Source organism: Streptomyces sp. NPDC001594, assembly GCF_042893675.1.
GTDB lineage: Bacteria > Actinomycetota > Actinomycetes > Streptomycetales > Streptomycetaceae > Streptomyces.
In genome coordinates this window covers 19,576-36,611 of the sequence record NZ_JBIAVB010000014.1, presented here as the reverse complement: position 1 = coordinate 36,611, position 17,036 = coordinate 19,576, and the positions used below count along the sequence as shown (strand labels likewise).

11 protein-coding genes are annotated in these 17,036 nt (G+C 73.6%); 7 read left to right on the top strand and 4 right to left on the bottom strand.

The genetic code is table 11. The features are described 5' to 3' along the window. Positions 1-14: 14 nt before the first annotated feature. From ACFY0O_RS26095 to ACFY0O_RS26085, 3 genes are all read left to right on the top strand, one after another. Positions 15-1,175: an MAB_1171c family putative transporter gene (locus tag ACFY0O_RS26095; protein ID WP_388950692.1), complete on the top strand. Its 1,161-nt coding sequence runs from the start codon at positions 15-17 to the stop codon at positions 1,173-1,175. A gap of 302 nt (positions 1,176-1,477) precedes the next feature. After that, on the top strand, positions 1,478-1,960 hold the full coding sequence (locus ACFY0O_RS26090) for a helix-turn-helix domain-containing protein (RefSeq protein WP_358898235.1): 483 nt from the start codon (positions 1,478-1,480) through the stop codon (positions 1,958-1,960). Next, the gene (locus ACFY0O_RS26085) at positions 1,957-2,532 is read left to right on the top strand and encodes a toxin (RefSeq protein ID WP_388950688.1); all 576 of its coding nucleotides are present in this window, start codon (positions 1,957-1,959) and stop codon (positions 2,530-2,532) included. The genes ACFY0O_RS26090 and ACFY0O_RS26085 overlap by 4 nt, the downstream gene beginning before the upstream one ends. Positions 2,533-2,542: 10 nt before the next feature. On the opposite strand, the gene ACFY0O_RS26080 is transcribed toward ACFY0O_RS26085, so the two are convergent. Together ACFY0O_RS26080 and ACFY0O_RS26075 are read right to left on the bottom strand one after the other, a co-directional pair. Next, positions 2,543-5,884: an aminotransferase class I/II-fold pyridoxal phosphate-dependent enzyme gene (locus ACFY0O_RS26080; RefSeq protein ID WP_388950686.1), complete on the bottom strand. Its 3,342-nt coding sequence runs from the start codon at positions 5,882-5,884 to the stop codon at positions 2,543-2,545. Positions 5,885-5,901: 17 nt separating this feature from the next. Further along, complete coding sequence (locus ACFY0O_RS26075) at positions 5,902-6,843, bottom strand: NAD-dependent epimerase/dehydratase family protein (protein WP_358898240.1); 942 nt, start codon at positions 6,841-6,843, stop codon at positions 5,902-5,904. A 423-nt stretch (positions 6,844-7,266) separates the two neighbouring features. Here ACFY0O_RS26075 and ACFY0O_RS26070 point away from each other — a divergent pair, with 423 nt between their 5' ends. The 3 genes from ACFY0O_RS26070 to ACFY0O_RS26060 all read left to right on the top strand — a co-directional run bounded on the left by ACFY0O_RS26070 (position 7,267) and on the right by ACFY0O_RS26060 (position 12,079). Continuing rightward, complete coding sequence (locus ACFY0O_RS26070; RefSeq protein ID WP_388950684.1) at positions 7,267-8,043, top strand: serine/threonine protein kinase; 777 nt, start codon at positions 7,267-7,269, stop codon at positions 8,041-8,043. Positions 8,044-8,056: 13 nt separating this feature from the next. Continuing rightward, a complete protein-coding gene (locus tag ACFY0O_RS26065) occupies positions 8,057-9,619 on the top strand; it encodes a serine/threonine-protein kinase (RefSeq protein ID WP_388951254.1) in 1,563 nt (520 codons plus the stop codon). 72 nt (positions 9,620-9,691) lie between these two features. Then, positions 9,692-12,079, top strand: coding sequence for an ATP-binding cassette domain-containing protein (locus ACFY0O_RS26060; RefSeq protein ID WP_388950682.1), 2,388 nt, complete (start codon positions 9,692-9,694; stop codon positions 12,077-12,079). Between the two features lie 46 nt (positions 12,080-12,125). Here the strand turns inward: ACFY0O_RS26060 and recQ are convergent, their stop codons facing one another. Continuing rightward, entirely contained in the window at positions 12,126-14,177 is a 2,052-nt protein-coding gene (gene recQ, locus ACFY0O_RS26055) for a DNA helicase RecQ (RefSeq protein WP_388950680.1), read from the bottom strand. A 70-nt stretch (positions 14,178-14,247) separates the two neighbouring features. Next, positions 14,248-14,658: a Fur family transcriptional regulator gene (locus ACFY0O_RS26050; protein ID WP_358898248.1), complete on the bottom strand. Its 411-nt coding sequence runs from the start codon at positions 14,656-14,658 to the stop codon at positions 14,248-14,250. A 152-nt stretch (positions 14,659-14,810) separates the two neighbouring features. On the opposite strand from ACFY0O_RS26050, the gene katG reads away from it, so the two are divergent. Continuing rightward, positions 14,811-17,009, top strand: a complete 2,199-nt coding sequence (gene katG / locus ACFY0O_RS26045; protein ID WP_388950679.1) for a catalase/peroxidase HPI — start codon at positions 14,811-14,813, stop codon at positions 17,007-17,009. Positions 17,010-17,036: the final 27 nt, after the last annotated feature.

The window sequence follows — 17,036 nt, the reverse complement described above, 5'->3', positions numbered from 1 at the left end:
CAGGAAACCAGGCCTTGAACACCATCAGAACCCTCTGCTTCGTCATCGCGGCGCTCTCCTCGTACGCCGCGCTCATCTACCGGCTGTGCCAGGCGAGGCGCAGCCGGCACGACAGCGCCTACTGGACGCTGATCACCACGCTGGTCCTCCAGTGCCTCACCTTCACCTTCGGCGCCATCGCCATGGGCGGCCCGCGCCTCCTGGGCGTGGGCAACCTCGCCATCCTCCTCATGCACCTGTCGGCGGTGGCCTACTGCGTCGCCGCGGAGATCATCCTGCTGCGGTGGGCGGCCCCCGAGGAGGAGGCGCGGCGCAGGACGCGGTGGTGGGTGATCACCGGGAGCGCGCTGAACGTGGCCCTGGTGGCTCTCTTCCTCCTCGCCGACGGAACCTCCCGGCCGTCCACGGACTTCGACACGGGCAGCGGGCAACCGCTGGTCCTGGTCTACCTCCTGGCCTTCATGGCCTCCCAGGCGCTGCCGTGCGTGACCATCTTCCGCCAGTGCGGCGCGTACGCGCGGATGACGGAGAACGAGTCGCTGCGGCAGGCGCTGCGGGTGCTGCGGGTGTCCGCCGTGGTGCTGTTCCTGTACTGCACGTGCCGGACGGTCAACATCCTGACGGCCGCCGCCGGGGTCGACATCGGCGTCTGGAAGCTGGCCTCGAACATCTTCAGCGCGGCGGGCATCGTCATCCTGTCGCTCGGCCTGACCAACTCCTCGTGGGGTCCGGCGGCTTCGCGGCTGCTGGCGTGGGGGCGGAGCTACCGCTCGTACCGGGCGCTGTACCCGCTCTGGCGGGACCTGTACGAGTCCTCCCCGGACATCGCCCTGGAGCCCCCGGGCGCGTCCGTCGCGGACCTGGACTACCGGCTGCACCGCCGGGTCGTCGAGATACGCGACGGGTGGCGGGACCTGCGTCCGTACATCGACCGGACCACCGTGGGCGGTTCGGCCGGAGAAGCGGGCCGGGAGGAGAACGCGGAGTCGCGGCAGGCCTTCACGGAGGCGGCGCGGATCAAGCAGGCCCTGCTGGCCAAGCAGGCCGGGACCATGCCGCACGACAACAAGGACGCCGGCGACTTCGACGACCGCGACACGGACAACTTCACGGCCGAAGTCGCCTGGCTCACCAAAGTAGCGGCCGCCTACAGTAAACTCGGCACCGCGAGTTGAAGCTCCCGCCCGGTTTGTATCCCCCGTCAAACCGGGCGGGCCTCCCCCGTTCCCGCGGCCTCTTGTGCCGGCCGGGCGGGTGGCCATCGCCCGGACTGGCCCGGCCCATCCCCCGAGGGCCGGGCCAGTCCGCTTTCACCGCCCGCCAACTCGTCGTACTTCCCCCGTGACGAGTTAGCTGGCAGCTATCGGCGAGACCCAACGTTGGCGGAGTCCCGGCCAATTGTCAACTGACCGCTATTCTGTGAAACTGGCGTATAGCCAAGGGCTATACCGAGGAGGTGACGGGAGGAAGTATCACCATGACAGAGTCCGACGACCGGCCCCTGCTCGCCAGGCGCCTTGACGACCTGTTCAAGACGGTCCGTCCCAAGGGCAAGCACTGGACCAACGCCGAGGTGGCCGAGGAGCTGAAGCGGGTCAACCCCGAGCTCAAGGCCGGGGGCGTGTACCTGTCGCAGCTCAGGACCGGCAAGCGCTCCAACCCCTCGCCCGACCTCCTGGCCGCCCTGGCCAAGTTCTTCGGCGTCTCGGTCGCCTACTTCTTCGACGACAAGGTCGCCGAGTCGGTCCTCAGCCAGGTCGCCGCCATCGAGGCGCTGCGGCAGTCCGGCGTCCGTGCCGTGGCCATGCGCGCGGCCGGGATGAAGAAGGAGAACCTCGCGGCCATCACGGCCATCATGGACCAGTACCGGCAGATGCAGGGCCTCCCGCCGGTCACCGACGCACCCGTCGCGGACCCCTCCGCCGCCGGCGACGGCCCCGGCCCCTCCGAGCCCGTATGAGGGGCGCCTGGAAGGAGCGGGCCGCCGACCACGACCGGCGCAGCCAGCTCAAGAAGCTCCGCAAGGCCGGCGCCCGGCGGCTCGCCGAACTCGACCTCCCCGAGGTGACGGACGTCGCCGAGCTCTGCCGCCACCTGGGCGAGGCGCGCGAGCGGCCGATCGTCCTGGTCCCGATGCAGATGCCCTCCTCACACCCGTGCGGCATGTGGGTCGCCGCCCGCGACGAGGACCTGATCTTCTACGACGCCAACACCACCAGCGCGCATCAGGAGCACATCATCTTGCACGAGCTGGGCCACATCATCTGCTGCCACCGCGGGGCCGGCGGACTCGACGAGGCGGCCGCCCGCCTCCTCTTCCCCGACCTGGACCCCGACCTCGTGCGCGACATGCTCCTGCGCGCGACCTACGACGACGTCCAGGAGCAGGAGGCGGAGATCATCGCCTACCTGCTCGCCCAGCGGATGGAGGGCGCCGAGCAGCACGCGGCGCACCCCGGCGCGGACGCGGACGAGGGCGGCGACCCGGGGACGAGCGCCATGCTCAGCCGGATCGAACGGACCCTGTTCTGAGGTGGACCGCTTACCTCCCGTGCCCTCCCGCGGCGGACGCCACCTCCTCGGACAGCGCCGCCACCGCCCGGCGGACGTCCTCTTCGCGGTGCTCGCTGGTGACGAAGAACCGCAGCCGCGAGAGCCCTTCCTCCACGGCGGGGTGGAAGATCGGGTCGGCGGTCACTCCGCGCGCGTAGAGGCCCTCCGCGACGCGCAGGGTACGCGCCGAGTCCCCGAGGATGCACGGCACGATCGGGGTGTGGGCGCTGGAGCCGGTCGCCAGGCCCGCGGCCGCGGCCAGGCCGAGGAACAGCTCGGAGTTGCGCCGGAGCCTGGCCACCCGCTGCGGCTCCGCCGCGATCAGCTCGGTGGCGGCCAGCGCGGCCGCCGCGTTGGGCGGGGTCAGGCCCACGCTGTAGACGAAACCGGGCAGGGTGTGGCGCAGCCAGCGCACCATCCGGGCCGAGCCGCCGAGGTAGCCGCCGCAGCTGGCGAAGGCCTTGGAGAGGGTGCCCATCCACAGGTCCACGTCGCGGCGGTCGACCCCGAAGAACTCGCCGACGCCCCGGCCCCGTTCGCCGACGGTGCCGATGCTGTGCGCCTCGTCCACCATCAGCAGTGCGCCGTAACGTTTCTTCAGTTCGATCAGGGCGGGCAGGTCGACGAGGTCGCCGTCCATGCTGTAGGCGCCTTCGACGACGATCAGCACCCGGCGGAACCGGGACCGGTTGAGCCGCAGCAGGTGTTCCAGCCGCTCGGGGTCGTTGTGCGCGAAGGGGCGCCGGGCCGCACCGGAGAGGGCGCAGCCCTGGAGGATGCTGTCGTGCGCGAGGGCGTCGTGCAGGACGAGGTCCCCCGGGCCGACCAGGTGCCCGATAGCGGTGACGTTGGTGGCGTGGCCGCTGACCAGCGTCAGGCAGTCCCCGACCCCGAGGAATTCCGTCAGGGCCCGTTCGAGGCGGACGGTGAGGTCCCGCTCGCCGGACAGCACGCGGCTCGCGGACACCGAGGTGCCGTAGCGGTCGACGGCGCGGTGCACGGCCTCGTTGACGGCGGGGTGGCCGGACAGGCCGAGGTAGTTGTAGCTGCCGAAGGAGAGGTACGGGCGGCCGCCGATCACCGTGGTGTCGCGGATGGTGCCCTCGTGGACCCGGAAGTACGGGTACGCCCCGGTCCCGGTGAGGGAGTCCAGGCGCCGTTCGAACGCGGCCACCTCCGGGAAGGCGTCGACGTCCGCCGTCTCGGCGTTCCACCGCACGGCGGGCGGCGGGTCCGCCCGCGGGGCGGGGGGCCGGGGCGCGCCGCGGTCCGGGTCCACCAGGGCGATCAGCCGGCCGACGGTGAGGTCCGGGGAGAACATCTCCTCGGTGCGGAATCCCGGCACCCGGTTCGCGATGCGCGTGTCCAGCTCGTGCAGCATCAGGGAGTCGAAGCCGAGGTCGGCGACCAGCGTCTGGCCCTCGTGCAGGTCGGACAGCGGGTAGACGCCGGTCCGCGACACCTCTTCGAGGACGACGACCGCGGCGCCCCGCGCGTCGGGGCGCGCTCCTTCCGACTCCGCCCCCTGCCGCCGATCCGGCTCCGCCTCCGGAGGGGGCCCGGGGTCGGGGTCGGCCGTCGCGCGTGCCGCCTCGTCCACGATCCAGTGCCGGCGCGGGGCGAGCGGGCTGGGCGGCAGGGTGCACGGGGGTACGCGCTCCCCCGCCGGTACGACCGCCCCGCCGGACGGGTCCGGTCGGCGGCCCGCTTCCAGGGCCTCGGCCGCCCCGGTCAGCCGGGCCACCGCCTCGTCGATGCCGTGCGCCTCGACGGTGAGGCCTTCCCCGAGGGGGGCCCGGCGGGCCAGGGTGCCGGCCACGGCGGCCAGGGCGGGCCGGTCCTCGGCGACGGTACGGGCCAGGTCGCGGGCGTACCGGGCGAGCCCGGCCCGGTCGCGGGCGCTGAGGGTCAGCGTGTACGGGCCTGCGGGCGGGGCGGGTCGGGCCGGCCGCGGGGTGTGCTCCTCCAGCACCAGGTGCACGCCCGTTCCGCCGAAGCCGAAGGCGCTGACGCCCGCCCGGCGCGGGCCGCCGTCCTGCGGCCAGGCGACGGGTTCCGTCGGCACGGTCAGCCGCGCCGCCCGGAGCTCGGGCGGCTCCGCGAGGGCGAACTCCGGCTGCGGGGGGACCACGCCCCGCTGCACGGCCAGGACCGCCTTGATCAGCCCGGCGAGTCCCGCCGAGTTGAGGGAGTGGCCGACCACCGCCTTGACCGCGCCCAGGTAGGCGGGGGCCGCGTCCGGCCCGCGCAGCTCGCGCAGGACGGCGAGCTCGACGGGGTCGCCGACGGTGGTCCCGGTGCCGTGCGCCTCCAGGTAGCCGACGTCGCCGGGGGTCAGTGTGGCGTCGCGGTAGGCGCGGCGCAGGGCGCGCAGCTGTCCGGCGGCCTGCGGGTGCATGCCGCCCTGGACGGTGCCGTCGTTGGCGGTGCCCACGCCCCGGATCACGGCGTACACCCGGTCACCGGCCGCCAGCGCGTCGGACAGCGGCCGCAGCACCAGCATCCCGGCGCCCTCGCCGAGGACGAAGCCGTCGGCGTCCGCGCCGAACGGCAGGCAGCGGCCGGTGCGCGAGATGGCGCCGATCCGGCAGAGCCCCACGAGCAGGTCGGGGGTGACGACCAGCTGGGCGCCGCCCGCGAGGGCGATGCGGGTGCGGCCGGAGCGCAGGGCGTGGACGGCGTTGGCCACGGCCATGAGGCCGCCGGAGCAGGCGGAGTCCAGCGCGTAGCTCTCGCCGTGCAGGTCGAGGACCGAACTGATCGTGTTCGGGCCCATGTTGAGCAGGATCCCGGCCACGGAGGTGCCCTGCATCCCGTCGACGGCGCGGACCGTCTCCCGCCAGCCGGGATCGCCCGGGCGTGCCCCGAACTCCCCGCCGGCCAGCTGCCGCATCCGGATCTGGAGGGTGGTCAGGCCCCGGTAGCCGCTCTCGGTGAGGGCCGTGATCACCGAGGTCTCCTCGCGGTCGAAGCCGTCGGCCTCCCACCCGGCGTCCTGGATCGCCTCGCGGGCGAGGTCGATGAGCAGCCGGTGCTGGGGGTCCATCGCCTTGGCCCGGCGGGGCGGGATGCCGTAGTGGGCCGCGTCGAAGCGGTCCACGTCCGGCAGCAGCGCCATGGTGTCCGTGTAGGCGGCCGAGGTGTCGCGGAAGTCCTCGCTGAGGAAGCCGTCGACGCGCCACCGCGCGTCGGGGATCCGGCCGAACTGGGCCCGGGGGTCCGTCAGGAGCCGCCAGTACTCGTTCAGGTTCCGTGCTCCCGGGAACCGGCACGCCATCCCGACGACGGCTATGTCCTCCCGCTCCGCGCTGCGGTCCACTGTGGAATCCATCCTTCTCACCGCGACCGTCACCCGGTGGTGGCCAGGCGCTCGCGCCACCAGTCCACCGTCGCCTTGACCTGCTGGTCCAGCGGGGTGGCCCGGGTCGCGAACGCGGTCTCGTAGGCCGTGGAGTCGACCGTGAACGGGCGGTCGAACTGGTAGCGGATCTCCTTCAGTTCGCGCAGCAGCGGGTTGAACAGTCCGCCCAGGGCCAGTGCCAGGGGCGGAACGCCGCGTACCGCGACCGGTCCGGTGCCCGCCTCGGCGGCGAGCCGGCCGACCATCTCCCTCACGGACAGGGCGGGTTCGGTCGGCACGTGCCAGGCCCGGCCCCAGGCCCGCTCGTCGCCCGCGGCCTGCGCCAGGGCGCGGGCCACGTCGGGCAGGTAGGTCCAGCTGTGCGGGGCGTCCGGGTCGCCGAGCGCGGAGACGGGCTTGCCGCGCAGCAGCGCCGGCACGACCCGCGCGGCGAGGTGCCCGCCGTCGGTGACACCGGGTCCGAAGAAGTCGGAGGCGCGGACCTCGACGGCCCTGATCCGGCCCTGCTGGTGCAGGTCCCGTGCCCGCTCCCAGGCGGCGGCGCGCACCCGTCCCTTGGTGCCGGTCGCCGCGAGGGGCAGGTCCTCGGTCAGGGGGCCGTCCACGGGCCCGTACCCGTAGAGGTTGCCGAGCATGACCAGCACCGCCCCGGTCTCCTCGGCGGCGGTGCAGAGCGAGGAGGCCAGCGCCGGCCACTCCCCCGCCCAGCGGTGGTAGGGCGGTGCGGCGCAGCCGTAGATCGCGGCCGCGCCCCGGACCGCCTCGGTGAGCCGCACGCTGTCCTTCGCGTCCAGCGCGACGTGCTCGATCCCGGGCTCCGGGCTGCGGCCCGACGTGGTGACGACCTTCACCGTGCGGCCCTGCTCGGCGAGCAGCCGGGCGGTGGCCGCGCCGGCGGGTCCGAAACCTATGACGACATGAGAGTTCACGTACGCACACTAGCGCGAGCCCTCGGGCGGGCCGCTCCGACGCCCTCGGGCACATCGGCCGAAACCCCCACCCTTACCGGAAGTACGCGCCGCGGTCATCCCGCGATTCCCCGGATCCCCCGGTCACGGCGCCGTTGCCGGATTCCCGATCGCCAGTCCGCGCGCATCGCCGGTCCCGCGCGCCCCGTCGGCTGCCCGCCCGCGCGACCAGGAGGCCCCGTCGACCGCGCACCGTCCGCCCGGCGGCAGCCGCGCGATTGGCCGGAACCCTGCGACTCGGGGCAACCGCAACGCGGGGCCGGGGGTCGGCTGAGGGGCACCCGCCCGGCCTCCTGAATTGGCCGAAGGGGCACGGGCCAGGTGGCCGCGCAGCGGGTAACGTCCCTGTCCAGGCGTCTGTCAACACGTCGGACAGGGGGAATCGTGAGCGGCTTGGTCGTCCATCTGCCCGGAGGCGGCGCGGGCGGCGGGGCGGTGACCTTGCGGCTCGGGCCCGGAGAGGTGGCGCGGTTCGGGCGCGGGGACGCGCGGACGCCGGTCGAGCTCCGGCTGGACGACGTGGCGATCTCCCGGCTGGCCGGGGAGATCCGCGTCACCGACGACCACTGGCAGCTGAGCAACCACAGCCCGACCCAGAGCTACCTGGTGGAGAACCCGGAGGGGGCGGGCGAGTACCTGCGGGTGCCGCCGCGCCGGGCGGGGGCGCCCATACCGTTCGAGTTCTCCCGGGTGGTGCTGCCCACCCGGGCCGGCGGCGCGGTCTCCTTCCAGGTGTTCGCCCCCGACCACCTCTACCTGGATCCGCCCGGCCCCGGCGGGCCGCTGACGGGGCGCACGGTGACGGCGTACTCCCTGGACGAGACCGCCACGTACTTCCTGGTGCTGGTCGCGCTCTGCGAGCCCTGGCTGCGGGACCGTTCGCCGGTCTCGGTGCCGACCACGCCACAGGTGGTGGAGCGGCTGCGCGGGCATCCCGGCTGCGGCCGGCTGACGGCGCGGGCGGTGAGCTCGCACATCGACTACCTGGCCGAGGAGAAGCTGCGGATCGGCGGCCCCGCCGAGGCCGGGGACGGGCGGGGCGAGCGGCACAACGGCAAGCGGGACGCCGTGGTCGGGCTCGCGCTGAGGTTCGGGATCGTCCGGGAGGAGCACCTCGCGCTGCTGCCGCCCGCACGGGCCGAAGCGGTGGCGCGGGGTTAGCCGGGTGGGGCGGCTGCGCAGCCCCGGCGCCCGGTGGGGAAGCAGCGACGGGGACACGGAACTCCTGCCCCCGGGCCACCGGGTGGGGGCGTGGGTGGTGGGCGAGCCGATCGGGGCGGGCGGCTGGGCGACCGTCTACGCCGGGCGGCCGGCGGGTCCGCGGCAGGGCGGCGAGGTGGCCCTGAAGGTGATGCCGACGGCCGGACTGGCGCCGCGGCAGGCCCGGGGCGTGGCCGAGGCCGCCCGGCGCGAGGTGGAGCTCGGGACCCGGGCGGGACACCCCCGGCTGGTGCGGCTGCTGGACTACCTGGTGCTCGACGCGCCGGAGCACCCGTCGCTGGACGGGGCGGTCGTGCTGGTCATGGAACGTGCGGCGGGCAGTCTGCGCGAGCGGATCGACGCCGGGGTGTCGCGGGCCGAGGGCGGACAGCTGGTCGCCGGGATCTGTGAGGGGCTGGCCCACCTGCACCGCAGCGGCTGGGTGCACGGCGACCTCAAGCCGGAGAACGTCCTGATCGGTGCGGACGGTGCGGTCAGGCTCTCGGACTTCGGGCTCGCCACCGAGCTGACCGGGACCCACGGGTACGCGGCGCCGATGGGCACCCTCGACTATCTTCCGCCGGAGCGCTGGAAGGCGCCGCTCGGCGAACGGGGCGTACGGGTCCGGGCGAGCACCGACGTCTGGGCCCTGGGCCTGGTGATCCACGAGGTGTTCGCCTCCGGTGCCCCGGTGTTCCCCGGTGCCACCCCGATGGCACGGGGCGCGGCCGTGCAGGAGTACGCGGCGGGGCGCGCCGCGCTGCGCATGGACGGCGGGGTCCCGGAGTTCTGGCGGGCCCTGGCGGCCGACTGCCTGGCCCCGACCCACGAGGCCCGGGCGGCCCACACGGCGGAAAGCCTGCTGCGGCGGATCGGCGCGGCGCGGGCGGCGGACGGGGCGAGCCCGGGCGGCCCTGCCGCAGACGCCCCGGGGGCGGGGGCGACCGCGCCCGGGGCCGCGAGCGGGCCGGGGACGGAGGGCGGGCCTCCGGCGCACGGGGCGGCGGCCGGCCGGGACCCCGGCGGGCGGGACCCCGGCGGGCGGGGGCGTCGTACCGGGCCGGGGGCGCTGTGGCGGCGTCGGGCGGTGTTGCTGGCGGCCGCGACCTGGGGGGCGGCGGCCGCCGCCCTGTGGTCCGCGTCCGGCGGCCAGGTCGGGGCGGCCCAGCCCGGCGGGGCGCGGGAGGCGCCGCTGCCGGTACGGGTGTTCAACGCCGAGCGGGCCTGCCAGGACCGGGCCGACCGGGAGCCGCGGTGCAGCCTGGGCCTGGCGGTCGACCCGGCGCGGCCCTACACCGCCGGGAACGTCGTGCCGACCCGGGTGTGGCACGCCGACGTCCTCGACGCCGACTGCGAGCTGGCGCAGGGGGAGCCCGTCATCGACGAGTCGGACTTCCGCTCCACGCTCTGGTACCGGGTGCGCCTGCCGGGCGGGGCCCCGCGGGCCAGTGCCTGGCTGCCGGCCGTGCGGACGAAGGACCGCCCGGCCCTGCCCCCGTGTCCGGACCGGTCACGTTCGGAGAAGCGGGAGCCCTGAGCCCTCACGTAGCGTGGAACGGGCCGGGGCGCCGAGGGAGGCCGCCGCGGCCGCGCCGACGAGGGAGAGACGATGAGCAGGGGCACGACGAACGACCGGCCGCCCGTACCGCACGCCGCCGACAGCCACGACATGATCCGGGTGCACGGTGCGCGGGAGAACAACCTCAGGGACGTCAGCGTCGAGATCCCCAAGCGGCGGCTGACGGTGTTCACCGGGGTGTCCGGCTCGGGCAAGAGCTCGCTCGTGTTCGACACGGTCGCCGCCGAGTCCCAGCGGCTGATCAACGAGACCTACAGCGCCTTCGTCCAGGGCTTCATGCCCGCGGCGGCCCGCCCCGACGTGGACGTACTGGACGGGCTGACGACGGTGATCGCCGTGGACCAGCAGCGGATGGGCGGCGACCCCCGTTCCACGGTCGGCACCGCCACCGACGCCAACGCGATGCTGCGCATCCTCTTCAGCCGGCTCGGCGACCCGCACATCGGCTCCCCCAAGGCGTACTCCTTCAACGTGGCCTCGATCAGCGGCGCGGGCGCGGTCACCCTGGAGCGCGGCGGGCAGAAGGTCAAGGAGCGGCGCGAGTTCAGCATCACCGGCGGCATGTGCCCGCGCTGCGAGGGCCGGGGCACGGTCAACGACCTCGACCTCGGCCAGCTGTTCGACGACTCCAAGTCCCTGAACGATGGGGCGCTCACCATCCCCGGCTACAAGCCGGGCGGCTGGAACCACCGGCTCTACAGCGAGTCGGGCCTCTTCGACCCGGACAAGCCGATCCGCTCGTTCACCAAGAAGCAGCTCGCCGACTTCCTCCACCGCGAACCGGTCCGGATGAAGATCGCCGGGATCAACATGACGTACGAGGGGCTGATCCCGCGGATCCGCAAGTCGATGCTGGCCAAGGACAAGGAGGCGATGCAGCCGCACGTCCGGGAGTTCGTGGAGCGCGCGGTCACCTTCACCACCTGTCCCGACTGCGCGGGGACACGGCTGAGCGAGGGCGCCCGCTCCTCCAAGATCAAGGGGATCAGCATCGCGGACGCCTGCGCGATGCAGATCAGCGACCTGGCCACGTGGGTGAGCGGTCTGGACGAGCCCTCGGTGGCGCCGCTGCTCGCCACGCTGCGGCACACGCTGGACTCGTTCGTGGAGATCGGGCTGGGGTACCTGTCGCTGGACCGCGCGGCGGGCACGCTGTCGGGCGGGGAGGCGCAGCGGGTGAAGATGATCCGCCACCTCGGCTCGGCGCTGACCGACGTCACCTACGTCTTCGACGAGCCGACCACCGGTTTGCACCCGCATGACATCGAGCGGATGAACGGGCTGCTGCTGCGGCTGCGCGACAAGGGCAACACGGTGCTGGTCGTGGAGCACAAGCCGGAGGTCATCGCGATCGCCGACCACATCGTCGACCTCGGGCCCGGGGCCGGCGCGGCGGGCGGCACCGTGTGCTTCGAGGGCGGGGTCGAGGGGCTGCGGGCCAGCGGGACGGTGACCGGGCGGCACTTCGACGACCGGGCCGCCCTCAAGGAGTCGCCGCGCGAGCCGTCGGGGGTCCTGGAGATCCGCGGGGCGTCGGCGCACAACCTGCGCGACGTCGACGTGGACGTCCCGCTGGGGGTGCTGACGGTGGTGACGGGTGTGGCCGGCTCGGGCAAGAGCTCGCTCATCCACGGTTCCGTCCCCGCCTCGGCGGGGGTGGTGTCGGTGGACCAGGCGCCGATCCGCGGTTCGCGGCGGAGCAACCCGGCGACGTACACGGGGCTGATGGAACCGATCCGCAAGGCGTTCGCCAAGGCCAACGGGGTCAAGCCGGCCCTGTTCAGCGCCAATTCGGAGGGGGCCTGCCCGACCTGCAACGGTGCCGGGGTCGTCTACACCGACCTGGCGATGATGGCCGGGGTGGCCACCACCTGCGAGGACTGCGAGGGCAAGCGGTTCGACGCGTCGGTGCTGGAGTACCGGCTCGGCGGCCGGGACATCAGCGAGGTGCTGGAGATGCCGGTCGCGGAGGCGGCGGAGTTCTTCGGCTCGGGCGAGGCGCGCACGCCGGCCGCGCACCGGATCCTGGAGCGGCTGGTGGACGTCGGGCTGGGCTACCTGACCCTCGGCCAGCCCCTGACCACCCTGTCGGGCGGGGAGCGGCAGCGGCTGAAGCTGGCCACGCACATGGGTGAGAAGGGCGGGATCTACGTCCTGGACGAGCCGACCGCGGGCCTGCACCTGGCGGATGTGGAGCACCTGCTGGGGCTGCTGGACCGGCTGGTGGACTCCGGCAAGTCGGTGATCGTGATCGAGCACCACCAGGCGGTCATGGCGCACGCCGACCGGATCATCGACCTCGGGCCGGGCGCCGGCCACGACGGCGGCCGGATCGTCTTCGAGGGCACGCCGGCCGAGCTGGTGGCCGCCCCCTCCACGCTGACCGGCAAGCACCTCGCGGCGTACGTCGGGGCCTGACGGGGGCGGGTGGGGCGGCCCTTTCGGGGGCCGCCCCACCGGCGCGTCAGCGCCAGTCGTCCCACGGAGGGTCGATCTCCTCCGGGTCGAAGGGCGGTTCCTCCTCGAAGGGGGGCTCCTCCGGGGCGGCCTGCGGAGCGGCCTTCGGGGCGGTCCGGCGGGGCGCGGCGGGCTCGACGCCTGTGAGCTGTGGGTCGGCGGGAGCCGGTGCGGCGGTGGCGACGGCGCCGTCGGCCCGGCACGCGGCCAGGGCGTCGAGGAGGCCCTCGGCGTACTTGGCGAGCTTGGCCTCGCCCACGCCGCCGATCCCGCCCAGTTCCTCGACGCTGCCGGGCAGCCGGGTCGCGATCTCCCTCAGTGTGGCGTCGTGGAACACGACGTACGCCGGGACGCCCTGTTCGCGGGCGGTCTCGGCCCGCCAGGCGCGCAGGGCCTCGAAGACGGGCACGGCGGCGGCCGGGAGGTCGACGGGGACGCGGGCGGCCTTGCCGGAGCGGGAGCCGCCTTCCTTGCGGGCGGTGACCGGGGCCTTCTTCTCCTTGCGCATCTGGACGGTGCGGCGTCCGCCGAGCACCTCGCCGCTGGCGTCGGTGAGGACGAGGGTGCCGTAGTCGCCCTCGACGGCCAGCAGCCGCTGCGCCAGCAGCTGGCGCACGACGCCGCGCCATTCGGCGGTGCCGAGGTCGGCGCCGACGCCGAACACCGAGAGGGCGTCATGGTCGAACTGGATGACCTTGGCGGTCTTCTTGCCCTGGAGGATGTCGATGATCTGGCCGGCGCCGAACTTCTGGCGGCGTTCCTTGGCCAGCCGCCACACCGTGGACAGCAGCTTCTGGGCGGCGACGGTGCCGTCCCAGGACTCGGCGGGCGTCAGGCAGGTGTCGCAGTTGCCGCAGGGGCCGCCGTGCTGGCCGAAGTACTCCAGCAGCCGGGCGCGGCGGCAGTCGACGGTCTCGCAGAGGGCGAGCATGGCGTCGAGGTGCATGCCCAGGGAGCGGCGGTGGGCGTCGCCGCCCTCGGAGCCGTCGATGAGCTTGCGCTGCTGGACGACGTCCTGGAGGCCGTAGGCGAGCCAGGCCGTGGCGGGTTCGCCGTCGCGGCCGGCGCGGCCGGTCTCCTGGTAGTAGCCCTCGACGGACTTGGGCAGGTCGAGGTGGGCGACGAAGCGCACGTCGGGCTTGTCGATGCCCATGCCGAAGGCGATCGTGGCGACGACCACGACCCCGTCCTCGCGCAGGAAGCGGGCCTGGTTCGCGGCACGCGCGCGGGCGTCCATGCCGGCGTGGTACGGGACGGCGTCGATGCCCTGTTCCCGCAGGAAGGCGGCGGTCTTCTCCACGGAGGAGCGGGAGAGGCAGTAGACGACGCCGGCGTCCCCGTCGTGCTCGGCGCGGATCAGCTCCAGCAGCTGCCGGGCGGGGTTGTCCTTGGGGACGATCCGGTACTGGATGTTGGGGCGGTCGAAGCTGGCGACGAAGTGCCGGGCGTCCTGCAGTCCGAGGCGGCCCGCGATCTCGGCGTGGGTGGCCTCGGTGGCCGTCGCGGTCAGGGCGATCCGCGGCACCTTGGGCCAGCGCTCGTGCAGCATCCAGAGCGCGAGGTAGTCGGGGCGGAAGTCGTGGCCCCACTGGGCGACGCAGTGCGCCTCGTCGATGGCGAAGAGCGAGACCTTCCCCCGGTCCAGCAGGCGCTGGGTGCCCTCGGTGCGCAGCCGCTCGGGGGCCAGGTAGAGCAGGTCCAGCTCGTCGGCGAGGAAGGCCTGTTCGACGGCCTGCCGCTCGTAGGGGTCCTGCGTGGAGTTGAGGAACCCGGCCCGGACCCCGAGGGCGGTCAGCGCGTCCACCTGGTCCTGCATCAGCGCGATCAGCGGGGAGATCACGATGCCGGTGCCTTCTCTGACGAGCGCCGGGATCTGGTAGCAGAGCGACTTGCCGCCGCCGGTGGGCATCAGGACGAGGGCGTCGCCGCCGCCGATCAGCTGCTCGATGATCTCCTGCTGGTCACCGCGGAAGGAGCTGTAACCGAAGACGCGGTGGAGCACCCGCAAGGCGTCGGAGACCTCGTCTGAGATCTCGGGGGAAGCGTCCGAAAGGGCCATCCGAGAAGCCTAGCGGCACCCCGGGACGCTCCCGTCCCGTCGGCCGGGCCCGGGGCGCGGGAGGAACGGGTCAGGAGCAGGACGGACACAGTCCCCGGTAGGTGACCTCGACCTTGGACACCGTGAAACCCATGCGTTCCGATTCCGGGAATCCGGCCAGCGGGTCGCCGGCCGGGTGGACGTCGCGGATCGTCCCGCAGCCGGAGCAGACCAGGTGCTGGTGCGGCCGGCGCGCGTTGGGGTCGTAGCGTTTGGCGCGCCCGTCCGTGGAGACCTCCGCCACCTCGCCGAGGGCGACCAGCTCCCCCAGGGCGTTGTAGACGGTGGCCCGGGAGATCTCGGGCAGCCGCCGCACCGCGCGGGCGTGGACCTCGTCGGCGGTGAGGTGGACGTGGTCCCCGTCCAGCACCTCGGCGACGACGCGGCGCTGCGCGGTCATCCGCCAGCCGCGGCTTCGAAGTCGTTCCAGCAGGTCACTCATAGGGTCACCCATTCCTGGGGAAGCGTACTCTGGCATGCTTCTTGACTTGGAATCCGTCCATCGTAGGATCGGATCTGCCGATAGCCAAGGGACAGGAAAACACTCCAGCGATTTCCGTGCACCGCGACACCCCCCGGTGCGGAAGGATTCCCATGTCTGAGAAGCAAGCCGAAGGCTGCCCCGTCGCCCACGGTCGCGCCGCGCACCCGACCCAGGGTGGCGGAAACCGTCAGTGGTGGCCGGAGTCGCTCAATCTGAAGATCCTCGCGAAGAACCCCGCCGTGGCGAACCCGCTGGGTGAGGGGTTCGACTACGCCGAGGCCTTCAAGACCCTCGACCTCCCCGCGGTCAAGCGGGACATCGCGGAGGTGCTGACGACCTCGCAGGACTGGTGGCCCGCCGACTTCGGCCACTACGGCCCCTTCATGGTCCGGATGGCCTGGCACAGCGCGGGCACCTACCGGATCAGCGACGGCCGCGGCGGCGCCGGGGCCGGCCAGCAGCGGTTCGCCCCGCTCAACAGCTGGCCGGACAACGGCAACCTGGACAAGGCCCGCCGCCTGCTGTGGCCGGTGAAGAAGAAGTACGGGCGCAGCCTCTCGTGGGCCGACCTGATGATCCTCGCGGGGAACGTGGCCCTGGAGACGATGGGCTTCGAGACCTTCGGCTTCGGCGGCGGGCGCGCGGACGTCTGGGAGCCGGACGAGGACGTGTACTGGGGCCCGGAGACCACCTGGCTCGGCGACGAGCGCTACACCGGGGACCGTGAGCTGGAGAGCCCGCTCGGCGCGGTGCAGATGGGCCTGATCTACGTGAACCCGGAGGGCCCGAACGGCAATCCGGACCCGATAGCCGCGGCGCGCGACATCCGTGAAACGTTTCACCGGATGGCGATGAACGACGAGGAGACGGTCGCCCTGATCGCCGGCGGCCACACCTTCGGCAAGACCCACGGCGCGGGCCCGGCCGAGAGCGTCGGCGAGGCCCCCGAGGGCGCGCCGATGTCGGCGCAGGGTCTGGGCTGGGCGAACTCCCACGGCACCGGCAAGGGCGGGGACGCGATCACCAGCGGTCTCGAAGGCATCTGGACCGACACCCCGACGACCTGGGACAACAGCTTCTTCGACATCCTCTTCGGCTACGAGTGGGAGCTGTTCGAGAGCCCGGCCGGGGCGCACCAGTGGCGGCCGAAGGGCGGCGCGGGCGCGGGTACCGTGCCCGACGCGCACGACCCGTCGAAGACCCACGCCCCGACGATGCTGACCACCGACCTGTCGCTGCGCTTCGACCCGGTCTACGAGCCGATCGCGCGCCGCTTCCACGCCGACCCCGCCGCGTTCGCGGACGCCTTCGCCCGCGCCTGGTACAAGCTGACCCACCGCGACATGGGCCCCGTGGTCCGCTACCTGGGTCCGGAGGTCCCGGCCGAGCAGCTGCTGTGGCAGGACCCGCTGCCGGCCCGGACGTACGAGCCGGTCGGCGCCGCCGACGTCGCCGACCTCAAGGCCCGCGTGCTGGCCTCGGACCTGTCGGTGGCCGACCTGGTGTCCGCCGCGTGGGCGGCCGCCTCCTCCTTCCGCGGCAGCGACAAGCGCGGCGGCGCCAACGGCGGGCGGATCCGCCTCCAGCCGCAGATCGGCTGGGAGGTCAACGAGCCCGACCGGCTGACGGCCGTGCTGCGCACCCTGGAGGGGATCCGGCGGTCCTTCAACGAGGGCCGCTCGGACGGCCGGCAGGTCTCGGTGGCCGACCTGGTGGTGCTCGCGGGCGGCGCGGCCGTCGAGAAGGCCGCGAAGGACGCGGGCTTCGACGTCGAGGTGCCCTTCAGCCCGGGCCGGGTGGACGCCTCGCAGGAGCAGACGGACGTGGAGTCCTTCGCCGCGCTGGAGCCGGCGGCCGACGGCTTCCGCAACTACCTGGGCAAGGGCAACCGGCTGCCGGCCGAGTACCTGCTGCTCGACCGGGCGAACCTGCTGACCCTGAGCGCGCCCGAGATGACGGTGCTCGTCGGCGGTCTGCGCGTGCTCGGCGCGAACCACGGGCGGTCCTCGCTGGGCGTCCTCACGGACACCCCGGGGGTCCTGACCAACGACTTCTTCGTCAACCTGCTCGACCTGGGCACGAGGTGGTCGGCGGTGTCGGAGGACGAGACCTCCTTCGAGGGCCGTGACGCCGTGACGGGCGCGGTCCGGTGGACGGGCAGCCGGGCGGACCTGGTCTTCGGGTCCAACTCCGAGCTGCGCGCCCTGGCGGAGGTGTACGCGAGCGACGACGCGAAGGAGAAGTTCGTCAAGGACTTCGTCGCGGCGTGGGCCAAGGTGATGGACCTGGACCGCTTCGACCTCGTCTGACGCACCGCGGCGCCCGCGGCGCACCAA